This window comes from Candidatus Competibacteraceae bacterium (assembly GCA_016699715.1).
Taxonomy (GTDB): Bacteria; Pseudomonadota; Gammaproteobacteria; order Competibacterales; family Competibacteraceae; genus Competibacter.
Genome location: CP065007.1, coordinates 1,534,774 through 1,552,176, shown reverse-complemented (window position 1 = coordinate 1,552,176; position 17,403 = coordinate 1,534,774). Strand labels below are relative to the sequence as shown.

Genomic DNA, 17,403 nt, shown 5'->3' with positions numbered 1-17,403 from the left:
CACTCAGCCCGCGTGTTGCGTGATATACGCCTTGACCGCTGCTACATCCGCTTCCATCACCTCAAAGCGTTGCGGTAGCGCTTCGATGTTTTCGTAGCCGGTCGGGCGTTCCGGTGGATGGCCCAGCGCTTCGACGATGGAATCCTCGAATTTAGCTGGCAGGGCGGTTTCCAGGCACAGCAGCGGTACGCCTTGCTCGCGATACTCCAGCCCGACTTTGATGCCATCGGCGGTGTGAGTGTCGACGACCACGCCACATTCCTGGTGAATCCAGCGGATCACCGCCATGCGGTCCGGGTGGTTGCTGGAGCCGGACACGAAGCCGGATTGCGCGATGGCGCGGAAGGCGTCGGTGCCGGACAAGTCGAAGAAACCGAAAGTATCCACCTGCCGCCACAGTTCGCGGACCATCGCCGGATCGCGCCCGACCACATCGAAAATGAAGCGCTCGAAATTGGATGCCTTGGAGATGTCCATCGAGGGGCTGCTGGTGTGCGCCACTTGATCGGTCTGACGCACCCGGTAGACGCCGGTGCGGAAGAACTCATCGAGCACATTGTTTTCGTTGGTGGCGAGGATCAGTCGGCGGATGGGGAGGCCCATGCGCTTGGCGATGTAACCGGCGCAGATATTGCCGAAGTTGCCGGACGGCACGGCAAAGGACACTTCCTGGTCGTCGCGCGTGGTGACCGCCAGCCAGCCCTTGAAGTAATAGACGATCTGCGCCACCACCCGTGCCCAGTTGATGGAGTTGACGGTACCGATGGCGTGGCGAGCCTTGAATTCGGCATCGTTGCTGACCGCCTTGACGATGTCCTGACAGTCGTCGAACACGCCATGCACGGCGATGTTGAAGATATTGGGATCTTGCAGCGAGAACATCTGCGCGGTCTGGAACCGGCTCATCTTCTGGTGAGGCGAGAGCATGAACACCTGGATGCCGCGCTTGCCGCGCATGGCATATTCGGCGCTGGAGCCGGTGTCGCCCGAGGTGGCGCCGAGGATATTGAGGTGGCCGCTGGTCTTGAGCAGGGCGTATTCGAACAGGTTGCCAAGCAACTGCATGGCGATATCCTTGAACGCCAGGGTCGGGCCATTCGACAGCCGCAGCAGCCAGACGTCATCCAGCAGATTGGTGGCCGGCGTAATGGCTTTGGTATGGAAGCGGTCAGCGGTGTAGGTACGTTCGACCAGTGCGTGCAGGTCGTCATCCGGCAGGTCGTCGGCGAATTTGCGCAGGATGGCGAACGCCAGTTCCGGGTAGGACAGGCGGCGCCAACCGGCCAGCTCACCGGGCGCCAGGGTCGGGTAGTGTTCCGGAATGGTCAGGCCGCCGTCGGGCGCCAGCCCGCCCAGCAGGATCTCGGAAAAGGTCGCGGGGGCCATGCCGCCCCGGGTGCTGAGGTAGCGCATGTGGTCGGTCCTCGGAAAGCGCGGAAGAGCAAGAGTCTATGAATCTATTGTACCCTTCCGTTTCCCCAAAGGCGCTGATCATGCACAAGGATTGAGGCGACACTCTTGCCCTCCGCTCTGTTTTACGCGCGACGTTTACAGGGGTTTTTGAGGGCGCTATAGAGCATCTTCCGCTGGGCTGTCCGCCGATCCGCGGTTAGAACCCGAGTCGCTTCCAAAATCGCCCGAAGATGCTTGTGCCGCTGCCTTTGGCGCGCGGTGGATCGACAATCTCTGTCTGGTCGATCGATTCGACTGGATTCTGGATTTCGCTGGGCTGTACGGAGCCGGCTTCTTCGTTCGGATGTTGTTGAGGTAGTGCCGTATCCGCCGCCGCTGGAACAGGAGCTTCGGCTTCGGGCACGACTACAGGGGAGATCTCGGGTGCGACGGTGACTTGAACCGGTTCTGAGGATTGCGGCGCTTCACTGATATAGGGGATATCAAAGTTGGTGTAGTCCCGGGTCACATAGCCTGCAAGGGTCCATTCCCGCAGCATCAACACCAGATGCCAACATCCCGGTGGTGTCGGTGCGCGGTGTGCGGTCGTTTGCAGGTTAAGGTGTTGCCCCTGGCCGGGGAGCGAGCCGATAACCACGCCGGCCAGCGGGATGCCATCGAAGGCGCCCCCGGCATAGGGTGCGGCCAAGGCCCACAATTCCAGCGACAGAGTACCGCTCATGTTGGCGGGGTCGCGCGGATTCTGAATCTCCGCAACCGTCAGCTCGATCTGGTCTTCCGTGAGCTGATATTCCACTTTGCCCAGGATACGTGGCAAGGCGAAACATTCGGGGCGAGGATAATTGGCGAAGGCGTGAATGTGTCGGAAATCTCCATCCTCGCCAGCGGCAAGCACCAGGAGCAGGGTCCAGTCACGGGCGCCGGCGGGGGGCGAAACGAAGGTGGAACCCGCGACGGCGATCGATGGCGGAACCGTCTCCGGTAGAGGGTCGAGCGGGATTTCGGCGACCTTGACGCCTGAAAGTTCACCACCCACGAAGGGCATGTCGAGCGCCCAGAGTTGGAGTGCCCAGGCAGTGGACGTCGCGTATTCGGCATTGAGGATGTTCAGGTCGGCGCTAAGGTGAATCTGGTCGCCGGTGATCGCGTAGCTGTGGGTGGCGCCGAGATGAATGGCGGGTGAATCGACCGTCGATGGAACAGTAGGATAAGCAGTCATGGAGTGTAGTGTTTCGACATATTGGTGCGAATGCTGGATTCAAAGGTAATGCGGTATGTGCTTCGCTTCATTGCCCAGTGGCGATGCCGCTTGTTGGTGGACAGTGCGCGACGCACGACCGGGGTTGGCGCGACTCTTCCCGCACCCGCTCAAGGAGCGGGGCGGAGTCTAAAGCAGAACCGGGAATCTGACCATGTTTTCTTCATGGCTTTTTCCGCGCCGGGCGTGTGCGTTCGAACAGCAGGGTGGAGTTTAGGACAGCGACCACGATGAGCCGGAGTTTTTCCCCGTCGGTCCTGCCCGCGGTCGGGGGGATTTCCGCTCCCGAGTCGACCACCACTCATCAAGGAGAGCCATAGTAGATCCAGGTTTCCACAAAAATATTCCAACAATCTATTTTAATTGATATTTTTTTGGCTGGTCGTGCTCGGAAAGCCGCTTGGGGATGGTGATGAGCTTGGTCGTGGACGCCAGTGGTCTGTAAGGCATTTGAGGAGATAAGCAACCATGAGCACAGTATCCAGCGTATCTCGAAGCCCGCTGCATCTGCGGGTGTTTCTGGCTTCGCCGGGGGACGTGGCGGACGAGCGCGCGCTGGCTCTGAACGTGCTGGACCAACTGCAATACGATCCGCTGTTGCGCGGCAAGATCACGGTGGAAATCGTCGCTTGGGACAAGCCCGGCGCGGGTGCACCCATGCTGGCGACTCTGACACCGCAAGAGGCGATCAAGAAAGGTTTGCCGACACCCGCCGAGTGCGATGTCGTCATCGTTATTTTCTGGGCGCGCATGGGCACGCCGTTACCCGATGATTGGCAAAAGCCCGATGGCGGCCGTTATCTGTCAGGGACCGAGTGGGAGTATCTCAATGCGCTGGAAGCGGCCGAAAAACACGAAAAGCCAGCGATCTTGATCTATCGCCGAACCGAGAAGATAGCTCTCGATCCAGACGATCCGGCCTTTGACTCAAAATCGCGACAATGGCGTCAAGTGAAGCAGTTTTTTCAATCCTTCGCCAATCCCGATGGTTCGATAAAACGTGGTTACAACTCTTACCTGAAGCCGGACGAGTTCAGGGAGCAATTGAATTTACATCTGCGAACGGTGGTGCGGGACATTCTGGATCGAAAGACGGCTGTTTCGGTAATTCCTCCAAGCGAGCCGCCGGTTCCTTCGGTGCCGGGTCCACCGCTATGGCCGGATTCCCCCTTCCCCGGTTTGCGCGCCTTTACTCCAGACGATGCGCCGATCTTTTTCGGACGGGGCCAGGAAACCAATGGTTTGGTCGATAATACCATTTACGATTAGATTTTGTTATCATACTCATTTAACCTACTTTTATTGATCCAGTCATGAGCCGCTCATTACAAGTCGAAATCCACGAATCCTCCGAAGAACTAAAGCGCATAATGAATGAACAAACTCACGCCAAGTTTCGAGAGCGATTACAAATTCTATATTGGATTAAAAGTGAGATTTTTCATTCTTTACAAGAGTTAGCCGATCATTTAGGGCGATCGAAATCCGTCATTGTCAAGTGGCTCAAAGTATATCGTACCCAAGGCTTAATCGGGCTGTTGCAGTGGAATTATCATGGCGGCCGTCGTTCGAGAATTACCGAAGCTATGAGAGAGGCACTCCAGCGCCGTCTGGACGATCCGACTCATGGATTTTATAGTTACGGACAAATCCAGCAGTGGCTTCTCCAGGAATACGAGGTCGATATTCCTTATTCAACAGTGCATCAAGTCGTTCGTTATCAACTCAAAGCAAAACTTAAAGTGGCGCGGCCAACGAGCGTTCATCGCCATGAAGAGGCGGTGGTTTCTTTTAAAAAAAACTTCCACGACAACTTGAATTAATTGATATTCTTCAACAAGTTGAAAATGAAGCGGTCCGGCCTTTACGGTATTGGTGCCAAGATGAAAGTCGCTTTGGATTAAAAACGATCACCCGGCGGGTCATCACCGCACTGGGGATTAAGCCAGTTGGTCCAGTTCAATGGACCTTTCAATCATTTTGGCTCTATGGTGCCATTGAGCCACTGAGTGGCGAAAACTTCTTTTTAGAATTTTCCCATTTAGATGCTGATTGCTTTCAGTGGTTTTTGAATGAATTTTCTAAAACTTATCCGCACAGCCTCAACGTAATTCAATTGGATAACGGTCGCTTTCATTCTGCCAAAAAACTCGTAATCCCCGATAATGTCGTCTTATTATTCCAACCGCCTTACAGTCCCGATGTGAACCCCATTGAGCGTGTTTGGCAATCAATGAAAGATCAATTGTGTTGGATCAATTTAAAAACCCTAGATGAACTACGTAAAAAAGTGGATGAACTCATTCAATCGCTTCTCCCAAGCGAAGTGGTTTCTTTGACCAGTTTTGATTTTATTTTATCCGCACTAAAGTAGTAAAATCTATTAGTAATCGGTATTACGATGGGTTTGGGCGGGTGGCGGGTGCTATCGCCAAGCGAGCGGAGGATACCGTCGGCAAGCTGGGCGTGACCCAACAAACGGTGGGCGAGGTTTTTCGGGAACTGGTGGAAATCGACGAGGAAGGCGCCGTCGCGCGGCGACGGGCGTCACGGGCGCGTCTGGTCCATTCGGCGGAGACCGAAAGGTTGGTCAAGGCGTTTGTCGATGATGCCCGCCTGCTGGTGGTCGGTCGGGGAGAGGATGGTCAGCCAGTGGTGGAAGTCGCCCACGAGGCGTTGTTCTCGGCATGGAAAACCGTGCGCGATTGGATCGCGAATCACCGCGAGCAACTCAAAGCGGGGCAGGATCTGGAGGAAGCCGCTCGGGAGTGGCATGGAATCGGCCAACATGGATCTGGATTGGCATCGGGTGCGAGGCTCAGACGTTACCGTCAGGCTGCAAATCCTTCCGAGTTGGCCGCCCAGTTTCTGCGCGCCAGCCGGCGGCGTTTGTGGATTCTTCGAGGCGTGGCGGGCGCCGTTGCCGGGCTGGTGCTGGCGGTCGCGATCGGAACCGTCTGGCTTTATGCGAATGGCCTAACCGTCAGACATGGAACCTCGATGCTGCTCGCCGCTGTTGGTCTTTACCGGGCGAGCGAGCCGGAGATGGTCAGGATTTCGGTCGGCGAATTCTGGATGGGGTTGCGCGAGGATGATCGGGAAGCACGTTTTAGCGAGAAACCGCGCCATCGGGTGACCGTCTCGCGACCCTTCGAGATCGGCAAATACGAGGTCACCTTCGATGAATACGATCAGTTTGCCCATGCCACGGGGCGGGCGTTGCCCAGTGATCAGGGTTGGGGCCGGGGCCGGCGGCCTGTCATCAACGTGTCCTGGGAGGATGCCGCTGCTTATGTCGTGTGGCTCTCCGAGATGACGGGCAAGTCTTACCGGCTGCCGACGGAAGCCGAGTGGGAATACGCGGCGCGGGCGGGCAGCGAAACGGCGCGATTCTGGGGCGATGATGCCAAGCGGGCCTGCCAGTATGCGAATGGGGCGGATCGGAGTTTTCAGCGATATGGATACGGTGGTGAGATTCATGACTGTGATGACAATTATGTTTGGACGGCGGTGGTGGGTTCTTTCAGGGCCAATAAACTTGGTGTGCATGACATGATGGGTAATGTTTGGGAGTGGGTACGGGATTCCTGGCATGAGAATTATCGGGGTGCGCCGCTGGACGGTTCGGCGTGGGAGGAAGCGGGCGGCGGTCCCCGGGTGCTGCGGGGCGGTTCGTGGTACGTCGCTCCGGACTGGTTGCGGTCGGCCGCGCGCCTCGGGAGCAACCCGCGCTACATGGTCAGCGGTGTAGGGTTCCGTCTGGCCAGGACATTAACTCTTTGACATTTTGGCTTTTTCCCTTTGCGGGGGTCCAGGGGGCGAAGCCCCCTGGTCGCCACAAATTTTACATGCTCATCGTCGTATCCGATTGCCGAACGTTCCGGTTGAAGACCGCCAACAAGTCGGTGATTTTTAGATCGTCATTGGAATCCATGGCCGCGACCTTTTCGAGCAAAGGAATACCTTTCTCCGTTTGGCCCTGCCGCGCATACAAATAGGCTTCGCCCTTCAGACAGAGCAAATAGAATCGGACCAGCACCATATCGTTTTCATGGCCTTCGGCAAGCTGTGCCTCGCTGAGTGTGCTCCAGTCTTGGGGTAATCCGAGTTTTTGCCGCACGACTTCACGGGCTTTTTGACTGATGCCCAAGGCTTCAGGATAACGGTGCTGGTAAAAAAAATAGCGAAACAGGGAAACCAGAACCATCAAATTTTCCGGGGCCAGTTGAAAGGCGCGCTGTAAACCCGCCTCGGATCTCCCGTCACTGTAATCTTCGGTGGCTTGTTGAAGTAACCGCACGACCTCCTCGGAAGGCGGGTTGTCGAAATACAGCGGCTCGGCATCGAAAGATAATAGATCCACAACGAATTTCCTCAGCGAATCAACAGGATCGGAAGGGCACATTAAAGCCGAAGGGATCGCCACAATCAAGGCGCGAGGAGAGATGTACCTATAAGGGCGCTGATCCTCGTCATGCTAAAGTGACGAACCGAGACAGGGTGCGGCCCAAGATCGTGCTTACGATTTTCCAGCCTTCGCCATCTCCGCCATGATCAACTGCGTCCACGCCCCGGACCGGAGCCGGGCAGGTTCTGGCCGCCGTCGGCGACCACCGACTTGAAGCCGTTGGGGCTGATCTGTTCGGCGGCGAGGGGGAAATTGCCGGCCGCGCCGCAGATCAGAGTATGAATCGACTCCAGTTCCGCGCGAGCATCCCGCATGGCTTTTTCCAGCGCGGGATAATCGCGCACGTCGGCGGCATGGGCCGAGACTCGCGCGCCGATTCCCCGCAGTTCCGTCGCCGCCGCGTCCAGCTTGTCTTGCGAGCGGCCAACGATGCCGAGGTTATACCATTTACGATTAGATTTTGTTATCATACTCATTTAACCTACTTTTATTGATCCAGTCATGAGCCGCTCATTACAAGTCGAAATCCACGAATCCTCCGAAGAACTAAAGCGCATAATGAATGAACAAACTCACGCCAAGTTTCGAGAGCGATTACAAATTCTATATTGGATTAAAAGTGAGATTTTTCATTCTTTACAAGAGTTAGCCGATCATTTAGGGCGATCGAAATCCGTCATTGTCAAGTGGCTCAAAGTATATCGTACCCAAGGCTTAATCGGGCTGTTGCAGTGGAATTATCATGGCGGCCGTCGTTCGAGAATTACCGAAGCTATGAGAGAGGCACTCCAGCGCCGTCTGGACGATCCGACTCATGGATTTTATAGTTACGGACAAATCCAGCAGTGGCTTCTCCAGGAATACGAGGTCGATATTCCTTATTCAACAGTGCATCAAGTCGTTCGTTATCAACTCAAAGCAAAACTTAAAGTGGCGCGGCCAACGAGCGTTCATCGCCATGAAGAGGCGGTGGTTTCTTTTAAAAAAAACTTCCACGACAACTTGAATTAATTGATATTCTTCAACAAGTTGAAAATGAAGCGGTCCGGCCTTTACGGTATTGGTGCCAAGATGAAAGTCGCTTTGGATTAAAAACGATCACCCGGCGGGTCATCACCGCACTGGGGATTAAGCCAGTTGGTCCAGTTCAATGGACCTTTCAATCATTTTGGCTCTATGGTGCCATTGAGCCACTGAGTGGCGAAAACTTCTTTTTAGAATTTTCCCATTTAGATGCTGATTGCTTTCAGTGGTTTTTGAATGAATTTTCTAAAACTTATCCGCACAGCCTCAACGTAATTCAATTGGATAACGGTCGCTTTCATTCTGCCAAAAAACTCGTAATCCCCGATAATGTCGTCTTATTATTCCAACCGCCTTACAGTCCCGATGTGAACCCCATTGAGCGTGTTTGGCAATCAATGAAAGATCAATTGTGTTGGATCAATTTAAAAACCCTAGATGAACTACGTAAAAAAGTGGATGAACTCATTCAATCGCTTCTCCCAAGCGAAGTGGTTTCTTTGACCAGTTTTGATTTTATTTTATCCGCACTAAAGTAGTAAAATCTATTAGTAATCGGTATTAATGCCGCTGCCGCCACCGGTGATGAACACGGTTTTGCCCTGGAACAGATCGTTGGCGAAACAGGACGTGATTTCATGGCGCTTTCCTGGGTTAAAGTGTGATAAGTCCTTAAAGACTAAGCAAGATAAGATCGGTAAACCTGGCACGGTTTGGCTCGCTTGACCGTTGCGGCGCCCTTACCGAGAATTGCCGTCTGATGTTTATCCTTTTCGGAGTCCGTCATGGCCGACCGCGATCTGTTGATTATAGGAGCCGGTATCAGCGGCTTGAGCATGGCCCATTACGCTGCCGCCGTCGGCCTGAACGTGCTGGTGCTGGAGCAGGAAGATCGGGTGGGGGGATGCTTGCACTCGCATCGTTTCAGCGATGAGATGGAGGGGTTCTGGCTGGAGTTGGGTGCGCACAGCAGCTTCAATTCCTATGGCAACCTGTTGGCGATCCTGGAACCGATCGGCCTGCTGGACCGCTTGCAACGCCGGGCCAAGGTCGGTTTCCGGATGTTTGCCGGTGGCGCGATCAAAAGCATCCTTTCCCAGTTGTACTTCCCGGGACTGCCGCTGGCGCCGTTCCGGCTGCTTGGTCTGATCAAAACCGGGCGCACCGTCGCCGAGTACTACGGCCGCATCGTCGGCCGACGCAATTACGCGGCGGTGTTCGAACCGGCCTTCAATGCGGTGATCTGCCAGCCGGCCGACGAATTTCCCGCCGACAGCCTGTTTCAATCCCGGCCCCGGCGCAAGGACGTACCACGGAGTTTCACCTTGCCTGGCGGGTTGCAAACCATCGCCGATACCCTGGCCGGGCAAGCGGGTATTTCCGTCGAACTCGGGCAGAACGCGCGGGAGATCCGGCGCGACGGTAAGGGCTTCGTCGTCCGTACCGATCGTGGCGAGTACAGCACCCGCGCGCTTTGTCTGGCCACGCCGGTGGCGGCGGCGGCCGAATTGCTGAGCGCGCCGTTTCCCGACATCGCCGGGCGGCTGGCGGAGATCAAGACCGCCAAGCTCGAATCGGTCGGGGTGGCGCTACCGGCCGCGCGGTTATCCTTGCCGCCGGTGGCGGGGTTGATCGGCCGGGGCGAAGCGTTTTACTCGGCGGTATCGCGCGATACCGTGCCCGATGCCTACTGGCGAGGTTTTACCTTCCACTTTCGGCCCGGTGTGTTGGGCGAAGAAGAGAAGATCGAGCGAATCGCCCAAGTGCTCGGCATCGATCGATCCCTGCTCGAATCCGGGAACGTGGTGCCCAAGCTCAACCGGTTGCCCGCGCTGCGGGTCGGTCATGGCGAACGGGCCAAAGAGCTGAATCAGGCGTTGGCTGGAAATCGCTTGGCGCTGGTCGGCAATTACTTCAGCGGAGTGGCGATCGAGGATTGTGTGACCCGCTCGCGGACGGAGTTTGAGCGGTTGCGACGCGAGGGATTGTGAACGGTCCGAGCCGGACCCGGGCGCCAGTCGCGCCAGGCGGGTCCACTCGAGCAAGCGGATTAAAAGTTGGGAAAAACCGTGGACGTTTCGCCGGCCGGGACGAAGAGATTTTCGCCAGTCGACCAAATGTCATCGTTAATCAGGAACTTGCAGGCAACCGCGCCCTTCTTGAGATCATTGTTGGTCCACACCCAAACATCGTTTTCAACGTTTTTCATTTCCACGCCGGTTTCCCAACTGAGGCCGGCGCCCTCGCCGCGGATGAACAGCTTATTACCGAATCCGACATCGTATTTGGCGACCACGACCGTGGCGGTTGAGTCGATTTGTTTTTTGGCCGTGGCCGTGGCGGGCGAGGCTGGGGCTTTGCTGGATTTAGTGGCCTTGGCGGGTGCCGGTTTCGCGGCGGGTTTGGTGATGGTTTCGGCCTTGGCGGGGGTCACGGGCGCCGCGGGCGCGGCGGGTTTGGTGATGGTTTCGGCCTTGGCGGGGGTCACGGGCGCCGCGGGCGCGGCGGGTTTGGTGATGGTTTCGGCCTTGGCGGGGGTCACGGGCGCCGCGGGCGCGACGGGTTTTGGTGCCTCGGCCTTGGTGGGGGTCACGGGCGCGGCGGGTTTTGGTGCCTCGGCCTTGGTGGGGGTCACGGGCGCCGCGGGTTTTGGTGCCTCGGTCTTGACGGGTGCCGCGGGAGCGACGGGTTTTGCGGCGGCTGCCGTGGCTGGCTTGGTGGTTTTCTTGGGGGCCTTGTTGACTGGAGTGCTGGTCGGCTCTTTCTTCTTCGGCATGAATCGATCCTCTGGTGAGTGGTTTGATTACGAAAATACGGTTTGCCATCATGGCGACTTTTTGAGTCTAACCCAAGCGCGAACGAGTCTCCAAATGACTGACAGCTTGGAATAGTGTGGATTATCACGCGCCATTTTTAAATCCAACTCGAGCCAGCTGTATGCTTCAACACGGTTTTTCCTTCGATCCGACCCATGGTTACGATCTTGCCACCTTACTGGCGGTGACGCCACCGGCCGAGCCACCCGATTTCGCCGGTTTCTGGCGAAACTTGTACGCCCGTGCTCGCGAGGTCACGGTTGCGCCGATATTGCGGGAGGTTCCCAGCCCACACCCGCGTATCCATATGTTCGAGCTGGAATTTACATCGCTGAACGGGTTTCTGGTCAAGGGCTGGCTGACCCGGCCGCGCGATGAGCCCGTCGAACGCGGCGTCGTGGTCGGTCACGGCTATGGCGGTCGGGACGGCCCGGATTTTCATCTGCCCATCCCTCGGGCGGCGATGCTATTTCCCTGTGCCCGAGGCATTTCCCGCAGTGCCTGCGCCGGGATTCCGGCGAACCCGGACGATCATGTGTTGCATGGGATCGGTGGGCGGGATACTTACGTGCACGGTGGTTGCGCGGCCGATACCGTGTGGTGCGCGGCTTCGGCGCTCCTGGAACTGTTTCCCACGGCGGCGCGGCGGCTGGAGTATTTGGGGATCAGTTTCGGTGGCGGCCTCGGCGCGCTGGCCCTGCCGTGGGACGAACGGTTTCATCGAGCCCATCTGAACGTACCCAGTTTCGGCCATCATCCGCTGCGCTTGGGAATGCCCTGCGTGGGCAGTGGCGAGGCGGTACGTCGCCACCAGCGGCGGACTGGCCAGGTCATGGATACGCTGCGCTACTTTGACGCCGCTGTTGCCGCGCGCCATTTATGTATTCCCATGCATGTCGCCGCCGCCCGCTTCGATCCGGCGGTGCCGCCGCCCGGCCAGTTCGCGGTTTATAACGCGCTCGCCGGTTCCAAGGAGCTGTTCGTGCTGCGGGCGGGCCATTTCGATCACAGGGGCACGATCGCCGAGGACCGACGCTTGCTGGATGCGCTGGCGTACTTCTTCAACCGCGATTGAGCCACGCCGGGCGGCTGGAGGCGATGGGCGCTCCAGGCCGGGCGGACCTGCCATTCCTCTTTTCAGCAAATCGCTGTGGCACAAGGGGGTCTGGAACGCCACGCACGTCTGGCGGGGGCGGGCGCACAGCCCGAAGCATTGGCGCAAGATGGTGGCGCTTTATGTTTGAGCGCCATTCAAGGCGATGGCGGGATCGTGGCGGTCAATACCCCAGTAACCGCGCGCTCTGATAGAAGACGAAACTCAGCAGCCAGGCCAGTACCAGCGACCAAGCGATACTGACACTGGTGAAGGCCAGACTTTTGGATTCGCTACGCAGGGTCGCCACCGTGGACAGGCAGGGGGTGTAGACCAGCGTGAACAGCATGAAGCTGAACGCCTGCACCCAGTCCATGTGCTGGGCCGTCAATTGTGCCAGGGCGTTGCCCTGTACCCCGTAGACCACCGCCATCGCGCCCAGCACGATCTCCTTGGCGACGAAGCCGAACAGCAGCACCACCGCCATCTGCTGGTCGATGCCGATCGGCCGCAGCAGCGGTTCCAGCCAGCCGCCGAACATTCCCGCCAAGGTCTCGGGTCCCCCGGCCGGTACGCCGGTGGGCAGGTGGGTCAGCAACCAGATCGCCACCACCCCCGCGACGATGAAGCGGGTGGCACGACTGAGAAAATGATGGATCTCGTGCCAGGCGCGCAACACCACTTGCTGAAGCGTCGGTAACCGGTAGGGCGGTAGTTCGATCAACAGCGGCTCGCCACCGCCCAGCCGGTTCTTGAACAGCAGGGCGGTGGCGAAGGCGATCAGGAAGCTGGCCGCATACAGCGCCAGCAGTACCAGCGGCGCTTGGGTCGGGCTGAACAGCGCCGTGATCAGAAAGAGAAAGACTTGCAGCCGGGCCGAGCACAGCGAAAAAGGGATGATCAGCATGGTCAGCAAGCGCAGGCCGCGCGCGCGTATCACCCGGGTGCCCATCAGCGCCGGTACGTTGCAGCCGAACCCCATCAACAGCATCACGAAGCCACGCCCGTCCAGACCGACTCGCGCCATCAGCGCATCCATCAGGAAAGCGATGCGCGACAGGTAGCCGCTGTCTTCGACCAGCGCCATGCCCAGAAAGAACAGCACGATCACCGGTACGAACGAGGCGACCGTACCCAAGCCGTCGTACACGCCTTCCACCAATAGTCCGTACAGCCAGCCGGGCAGCATCGCCTGCAAATGCACCAGTACCGACTCGCGAAACTGCCCCAGCAGCCAGGCTACCCCATCCTGCAGCGGTGTACCCAGGGTATAGACTGTTTGAAATAGCAGGAACAGGGCCAAAAAGAACAGCGGGACGCCAAACACCGGGTGCAGGGCAAAGCGGTCGATACGTTCGCTCAGGCCGTATTCCAACACCCGGGGCATCATGACGGAGCGGGCGATCAACTTCTCGGCTTCGGCGATCAACGCCTCATCGGCGGCGAAGTCGGCCTGCGGGGCAGGGGAGGCGGTGGGAGAATCCAGGCTCAGGATATGCCGCAGCATCTCGCGGGCTTCCGGGAAGCCACGACCGTATTTGGCGCTGATGAAACAGACCGGACAGTCCAGCCCCGCCGCCAGCGCCGCCACATCGAAGCGGATGCCCAACTGTTCGGCTTCGTCGCTCATGTTCATGATCGCAACCGCCCTGAGACCCAGCCGGCGCAATTGCAGCGCCAGCGGCAGTTGCTGGTCGATCTGGGTGGCGTTCAGGATGATGCACAGCAGGTCCACCGAGTTGTTCAGCAGAAAACGCCGCACCACCTGCTCGTCCTCGGCGAATCCGTGCAGATCGTAAAGGCCCGGTAGATCGACGACTTCGACCATCTCGGCGCCGAGCAGGATCTTGGCGCTCAGCAGATCGACGGTAATGCCTGGCCAGTTGCCGATGCGGGCGCCAGCGCCGGTCAGGCGATTGAAAAAGGTGGATTTTCCGGTGTTTGGCATCCCCAGCAGGGCGATGCGTTTCATCCCATGGCTCGAAGATGAATGAAAGCGGCGTCATGTCGGCGCAGCATCACGTTGACGCTGCCGATCCGGACTTGCAGCGGCCCGCCGAACAGCGCTTGGCGAATCAACCGTACTTCTCGGCCGATGCGAAAACCCAGGGCTTGCAGCCGCCAGCGGAATTGCTCCTCGGTTTCCACTTCTTCGATGACGCCGCGCTGGCCGATCGCCAGTTCGGAAAGGCAGATCAATTTCATGCAAGCACACCTCGCGAATGCGAATGATTCGTATTTTTCAATAAGTACGCATAAACCGCAATGGTGTCATGAGAATTTTGTGGGTGGAGATTGAAAAGGCCTGCCTTGCGCGGGTCTGGGTGTCGTGGTGCCTCTCAGCGCTAAAACCGGGATACGGGGGCATTTGGCGGGTTGAGGAGCGGCGGTTCCAGGGATGGCTGATGGGGCGTTGGATGATTGGCGAGCAAGGCACAACCGCGTCCGTGGTGGCGCTGCAAGTTTTGCCAGGCCTCGAAGGAATATTGGTGAAAATCGTTTTCCCGGGCCGTGGCTTGGGTAGCGACGCTTCCGGTTGGGTCCAGCACCGCAAGGGTATTGCCTGGCGTGGGCAGTTGATGGGCATCCAGCAGGGCGACCGCTTGGTGGGTATAGAAGCCGTCCGCTCGTTCGCCAATACCGATTCGGTATAGACGAAAATGTCGCATGCGCGCCATTCTCGGTAAATGGCGCAGCAGGCGGTTGGCGGCGCCATCGCGCGGATCGCCGGTGGCGCTGTTGCTCAGCCCGAAGCGTATGTAGGTTGCATCGATTCGAAGTAGCTCCCGCGCTTTGTCGGGTTCAAGATCTTCGAACCGGGAGGCGATTTGCTGTAGATAACTGGGCATGATTTCTTGACCTCATTCGACCGTAACCAAGGGCCGATGCCTTCCCGGAGCAAAGACCGGGGCTGAGAAGGCGGATTCAAGTTGGATTGTGAATCCGAGGAGCCTGATTGCGGAGCCTGAATAGCTACTATTGTAGTATTGATAAAGCAGATGTATAGGTTTAGACGATAAAATATTTCGTATTGCGCAATCGAAAAAAAGCCCGGCGGAGCCGGGCGGGGTGAGCGAGAAAATCGGCTCAAGCAGATGGGGTATCAGACGGAGCATCAAGCTTGGCGACAGCCTTTTCCATCAGCTTTTGCAGTTCGCCGTTCTGGTAAAGCTCCAAGGTAATGTCGCAACCGCCGATCAGTTCGCCATCAACATAGATCTGGGGAAAAGTCGGCCAGTCGGCGTAGCGCGGCAAGTTATCGAAAATCTCCGGATCTTCCATTACGTTCACGTAGGCGAACGGCAGACCGGTGGCCGCCAGTGCCTGGGTCGCGCGCTGAGAGAAACCGCAGCGCGGCATTTCCGGGGTGCCTTTCATGTAGATCACCACCGGATTGGATTCCACTTGCTGTTTGATCAGTGCCAAGACATCCATTGCATAACCTCGGGTTAGAGTGATTCGGAAAGAAAAGCGGTGCTGCTATCCTGGATGGATACACTCGATTTTAGACCGGCGGCGCGCGAGAGGTTGCATGTCGGGTATCCGATCGGGAGCGGTCAGGGCGCGCCGCTTCGGCCGGCCGAATCCACATTCAGTTGCAGCCACAGTTCCAGCAGCGCCGCGTGCCACAGTTTGCTGCCCAGCAGCCGGGTCAGGTGCGCCTCCGGTTCGGCCAGCAGCGTATCCAGATGGCCGCGCTGGAACAGGCCGCGTTCCCGGCAGGCGCGCGAATCGAGGATGTCGCGCATGAACGCCAGAAACGGCCCACGCACGAACTTGAGCGCCGGTACCGGAAAATAGCCCTTGGGCCGGTCGATCACCGTATCCGGCAGCAGTCCGCGGGCGATTTTCTTCAGCACGTACTTGCCGTCGCCGCCGATCTTCAATGCCGGTGGCAGTTGCATCGCCAGTTCCACCAGTTCATGGTCCAGGAACGGCACCCGGGCTTCCAGTCCCCAGGCCATGGTCATGTTGTCCACCCGCTTGACCGGGTCGTCCACGATCAGGGTGGTGACGTCCAGCCGCAGCACCCGGTCCAGATACTCCTCGGCCCCCGGTTCCGCCAGCCGTTCGGCGATCAGTTGGGCGGTGTGGTCGGGGCCGTGGTAGGCCGGCGCGACCGTGGCCAGCCATTCGTCGTGATCGCGGTCGAAGTAATGCCGCCGAAATCGCTCCAGGTCGCCACCGGTTTCGGCGGCCATGCGCGGGTACCAGAAATAGCCGCCGAACACCTCGTCGGCGCCCTGGCCGCTCTGCACCACCTTGACCGCCTGGGAAACCTGCTCGGCCAGCAGGAAAAACGCCACCGCATCCTGGCCGACCATCGGTTCGGCCATGCAGGTGACCGCCTCGGGCAGGCGTTCGAGCACCCGGTCGTTGGGGATCAGGTACTTGTGATGGCGGGTTTGGTAACGGGCGACGATCTGGTCGGAATATTCGAACTCGCTGCCTTTCTCTTCCGGCTGATCCTCGAAGCCGACCGAGAAGGTCCGCAGGTCGCGTACCCCGGATTCGGCCAGCAGCGCCACCAGCAGGCTGGAATCCAGCCCGCCGGACAGCAGCACGCCGACTGGCACGTCGGCTACATCCAGCCGCCGCCGCACCGCCAGCCGCAGCGCATCGTGCACGGCGTCGATCCATTCCCGCTCGGCGCGCGGCATCTTCGGTCGTTCGGCGCGCAGCCGCCAGTAGACCCGGTTCGTTTCCCGACCGCTGGCGGCGATGCTGAGCGTGGTGGCGGGCGCCAGCTTGCGGATGCCTTGCAGGATCGTGCGCGGCGCGGGGATGACCGCGTGCAGGGTCAATTGATGGTGCAGGCCGACCGGGTCGATCGCGGTATCCACGTCCGGCGCTTCCAGCAGGGCTTGACTGTTGGAGGCGAAACGGAAGGCGCGCGGGGTGCGGCTGGTGTACAGCGGCTTGATGCCCAGGCGGTCGCGGGCCAGAAAGAGTGTGCGCTCGCGCAGGTTCCAAATGGCGAAGGCAAACATGCCGAGGAGATGCTCGACGCAGCGCTCGCCCCATTCGGCATACGCCTTGAGAATAACCTCGGTATCGCCCTCGGAAAAGAAGCGGTAGCCCTTGGCCAGCAGGTCCCGCCGCAGTTCCCGATAGTTGTAGATAGCACCGTTGAACACCAGCGCCAGCCCCAGTTCGGGGTCCACCATGGGCTGGTTGGAGCGGTCGCTGAGATCGATCACCGACAGCCGGCGATGGCCCAGCAGCAAAGGACCGTCGGACCAGGTGCCTTCGTGATCCGGGCCGCGCCGGGCCAGGCGCCGCAGCATCCGTCCCATCAAGACCCCATCGGGTTCACCGCCATCGAGGCGCAATTCACCGCCAATGCCGCACATGGAATCGTCCCACTTGCAGGGTGAGCCGGAGGGGTCCG

General features: G+C 58.6%; 14 protein-coding genes and 2 pseudogenes. 6 read left to right on the top strand and 10 right to left on the bottom strand.

The annotated features are described in order from the left end of the window. Positions 1-3: 3 nt before the first annotated feature. Positions 4-1,413 (bottom strand): threonine synthase, encoded by a 1,410-nt coding sequence (locus IPM89_06920; protein ID QQS55514.1) that lies wholly within the window; start codon positions 1,411-1,413, stop codon positions 4-6. A 196-nt stretch (positions 1,414-1,609) separates the two neighbouring features. After that, positions 1,610-2,632, bottom strand: coding sequence for a hypothetical protein (locus IPM89_06915; GenBank protein ID QQS55513.1), 1,023 nt, complete (start codon positions 2,630-2,632; stop codon positions 1,610-1,612). Between the two features lie 507 nt (positions 2,633-3,139). On the opposite strand from IPM89_06915, the gene IPM89_06910 reads away from it, so the two are divergent. From IPM89_06910 to IPM89_06900, 3 genes and pseudogenes are all read left to right on the top strand, one after another. Then, positions 3,140-3,940: a hypothetical protein gene (locus tag IPM89_06910; GenBank protein ID QQS55512.1), complete on the top strand. Its 801-nt coding sequence runs from the start codon at positions 3,140-3,142 to the stop codon at positions 3,938-3,940. A gap of 44 nt (positions 3,941-3,984) precedes the next feature. Further along, positions 3,985-5,045 (top strand): annotated as a pseudogene (locus tag IPM89_06905) (IS630 family transposase). Between the two features lie 41 nt (positions 5,046-5,086). Next, entirely contained in the window at positions 5,087-6,454 is a 1,368-nt protein-coding gene (locus tag IPM89_06900; protein QQS55511.1) for a formylglycine-generating enzyme family protein, read from the top strand. A gap of 61 nt (positions 6,455-6,515) precedes the next feature. Here IPM89_06900 and IPM89_06895 read toward each other — a convergent pair whose 3' ends face one another. Both IPM89_06895 and IPM89_06890 read right to left on the bottom strand, forming a co-directional pair. Further along, positions 6,516-7,097 carry a hypothetical protein gene (locus IPM89_06895; GenBank protein ID QQS55510.1) on the bottom strand — a complete coding sequence of 194 codons (582 nt, stop codon included), beginning with the start codon at positions 7,095-7,097 and terminating at the stop codon, positions 6,516-6,518. 128 nt (positions 7,098-7,225) lie between these two features. After that, positions 7,226-7,555: an SDR family NAD(P)-dependent oxidoreductase gene (locus IPM89_06890; GenBank protein ID QQS55509.1), complete on the bottom strand. Its 330-nt coding sequence runs from the start codon at positions 7,553-7,555 to the stop codon at positions 7,226-7,228. 25 nt (positions 7,556-7,580) lie between these two features. Between IPM89_06890 and IPM89_06885 the strand changes: the two are divergent. Both IPM89_06885 and IPM89_06880 read left to right on the top strand, forming a co-directional pair. After that, positions 7,581-8,641 (top strand): annotated as a pseudogene (locus IPM89_06885) (IS630 family transposase). 246 nt (positions 8,642-8,887) lie between these two features. After that, positions 8,888-10,093 carry an FAD-dependent oxidoreductase gene (locus IPM89_06880; GenBank protein QQS55508.1) on the top strand — a complete coding sequence of 402 codons (1,206 nt, stop codon included), beginning with the start codon at positions 8,888-8,890 and terminating at the stop codon, positions 10,091-10,093. 59 nt (positions 10,094-10,152) lie between these two features. Here the strand turns inward: IPM89_06880 and IPM89_06875 are convergent, their stop codons facing one another. Beyond that, positions 10,153-10,878 carry a hypothetical protein gene (locus tag IPM89_06875; GenBank protein ID QQS55507.1) on the bottom strand — a complete coding sequence of 242 codons (726 nt, stop codon included), beginning with the start codon at positions 10,876-10,878 and terminating at the stop codon, positions 10,153-10,155. 161 nt (positions 10,879-11,039) lie between these two features. Here IPM89_06875 and IPM89_06870 point away from each other — a divergent pair, with 161 nt between their 5' ends. After that, complete coding sequence (locus tag IPM89_06870; GenBank protein ID QQS55506.1) at positions 11,040-11,993, top strand: acetylxylan esterase; 954 nt, start codon at positions 11,040-11,042, stop codon at positions 11,991-11,993. Positions 11,994-12,195: 202 nt separating this feature from the next. Here the strand turns inward: IPM89_06870 and feoB are convergent, their stop codons facing one another. The 5 genes from feoB to IPM89_06845 form a co-directional block, all read right to left on the bottom strand. Next, the gene (gene feoB / locus IPM89_06865; GenBank protein QQS55505.1) at positions 12,196-13,983 is read right to left on the bottom strand and encodes a ferrous iron transport protein B; all 1,788 of its coding nucleotides are present in this window, start codon (positions 13,981-13,983) and stop codon (positions 12,196-12,198) included. Continuing rightward, entirely contained in the window at positions 13,980-14,216 is a 237-nt protein-coding gene (locus IPM89_06860; protein ID QQS55504.1) for a ferrous iron transport protein A, read from the bottom strand. The genes feoB and IPM89_06860 overlap by 4 nt, the downstream gene beginning before the upstream one ends. 140 nt (positions 14,217-14,356) lie before the next feature. Further along, complete coding sequence (locus IPM89_06855; GenBank protein ID QQS55503.1) at positions 14,357-14,860, bottom strand: hypothetical protein; 504 nt, start codon at positions 14,858-14,860, stop codon at positions 14,357-14,359. A 238-nt stretch (positions 14,861-15,098) separates the two neighbouring features. Next, a complete protein-coding gene (gene grxD, locus IPM89_06850) occupies positions 15,099-15,446 on the bottom strand; it encodes a Grx4 family monothiol glutaredoxin (GenBank protein QQS55502.1) in 348 nt (115 codons plus the stop codon). Between the two features lie 122 nt (positions 15,447-15,568). Beyond that, on the bottom strand, positions 15,569-17,365 hold the full coding sequence (locus IPM89_06845) for an N-acetylglutaminylglutamine amidotransferase (protein QQS55501.1): 1,797 nt from the start codon (positions 17,363-17,365) through the stop codon (positions 15,569-15,571). Positions 17,366-17,403: the final 38 nt, after the last annotated feature.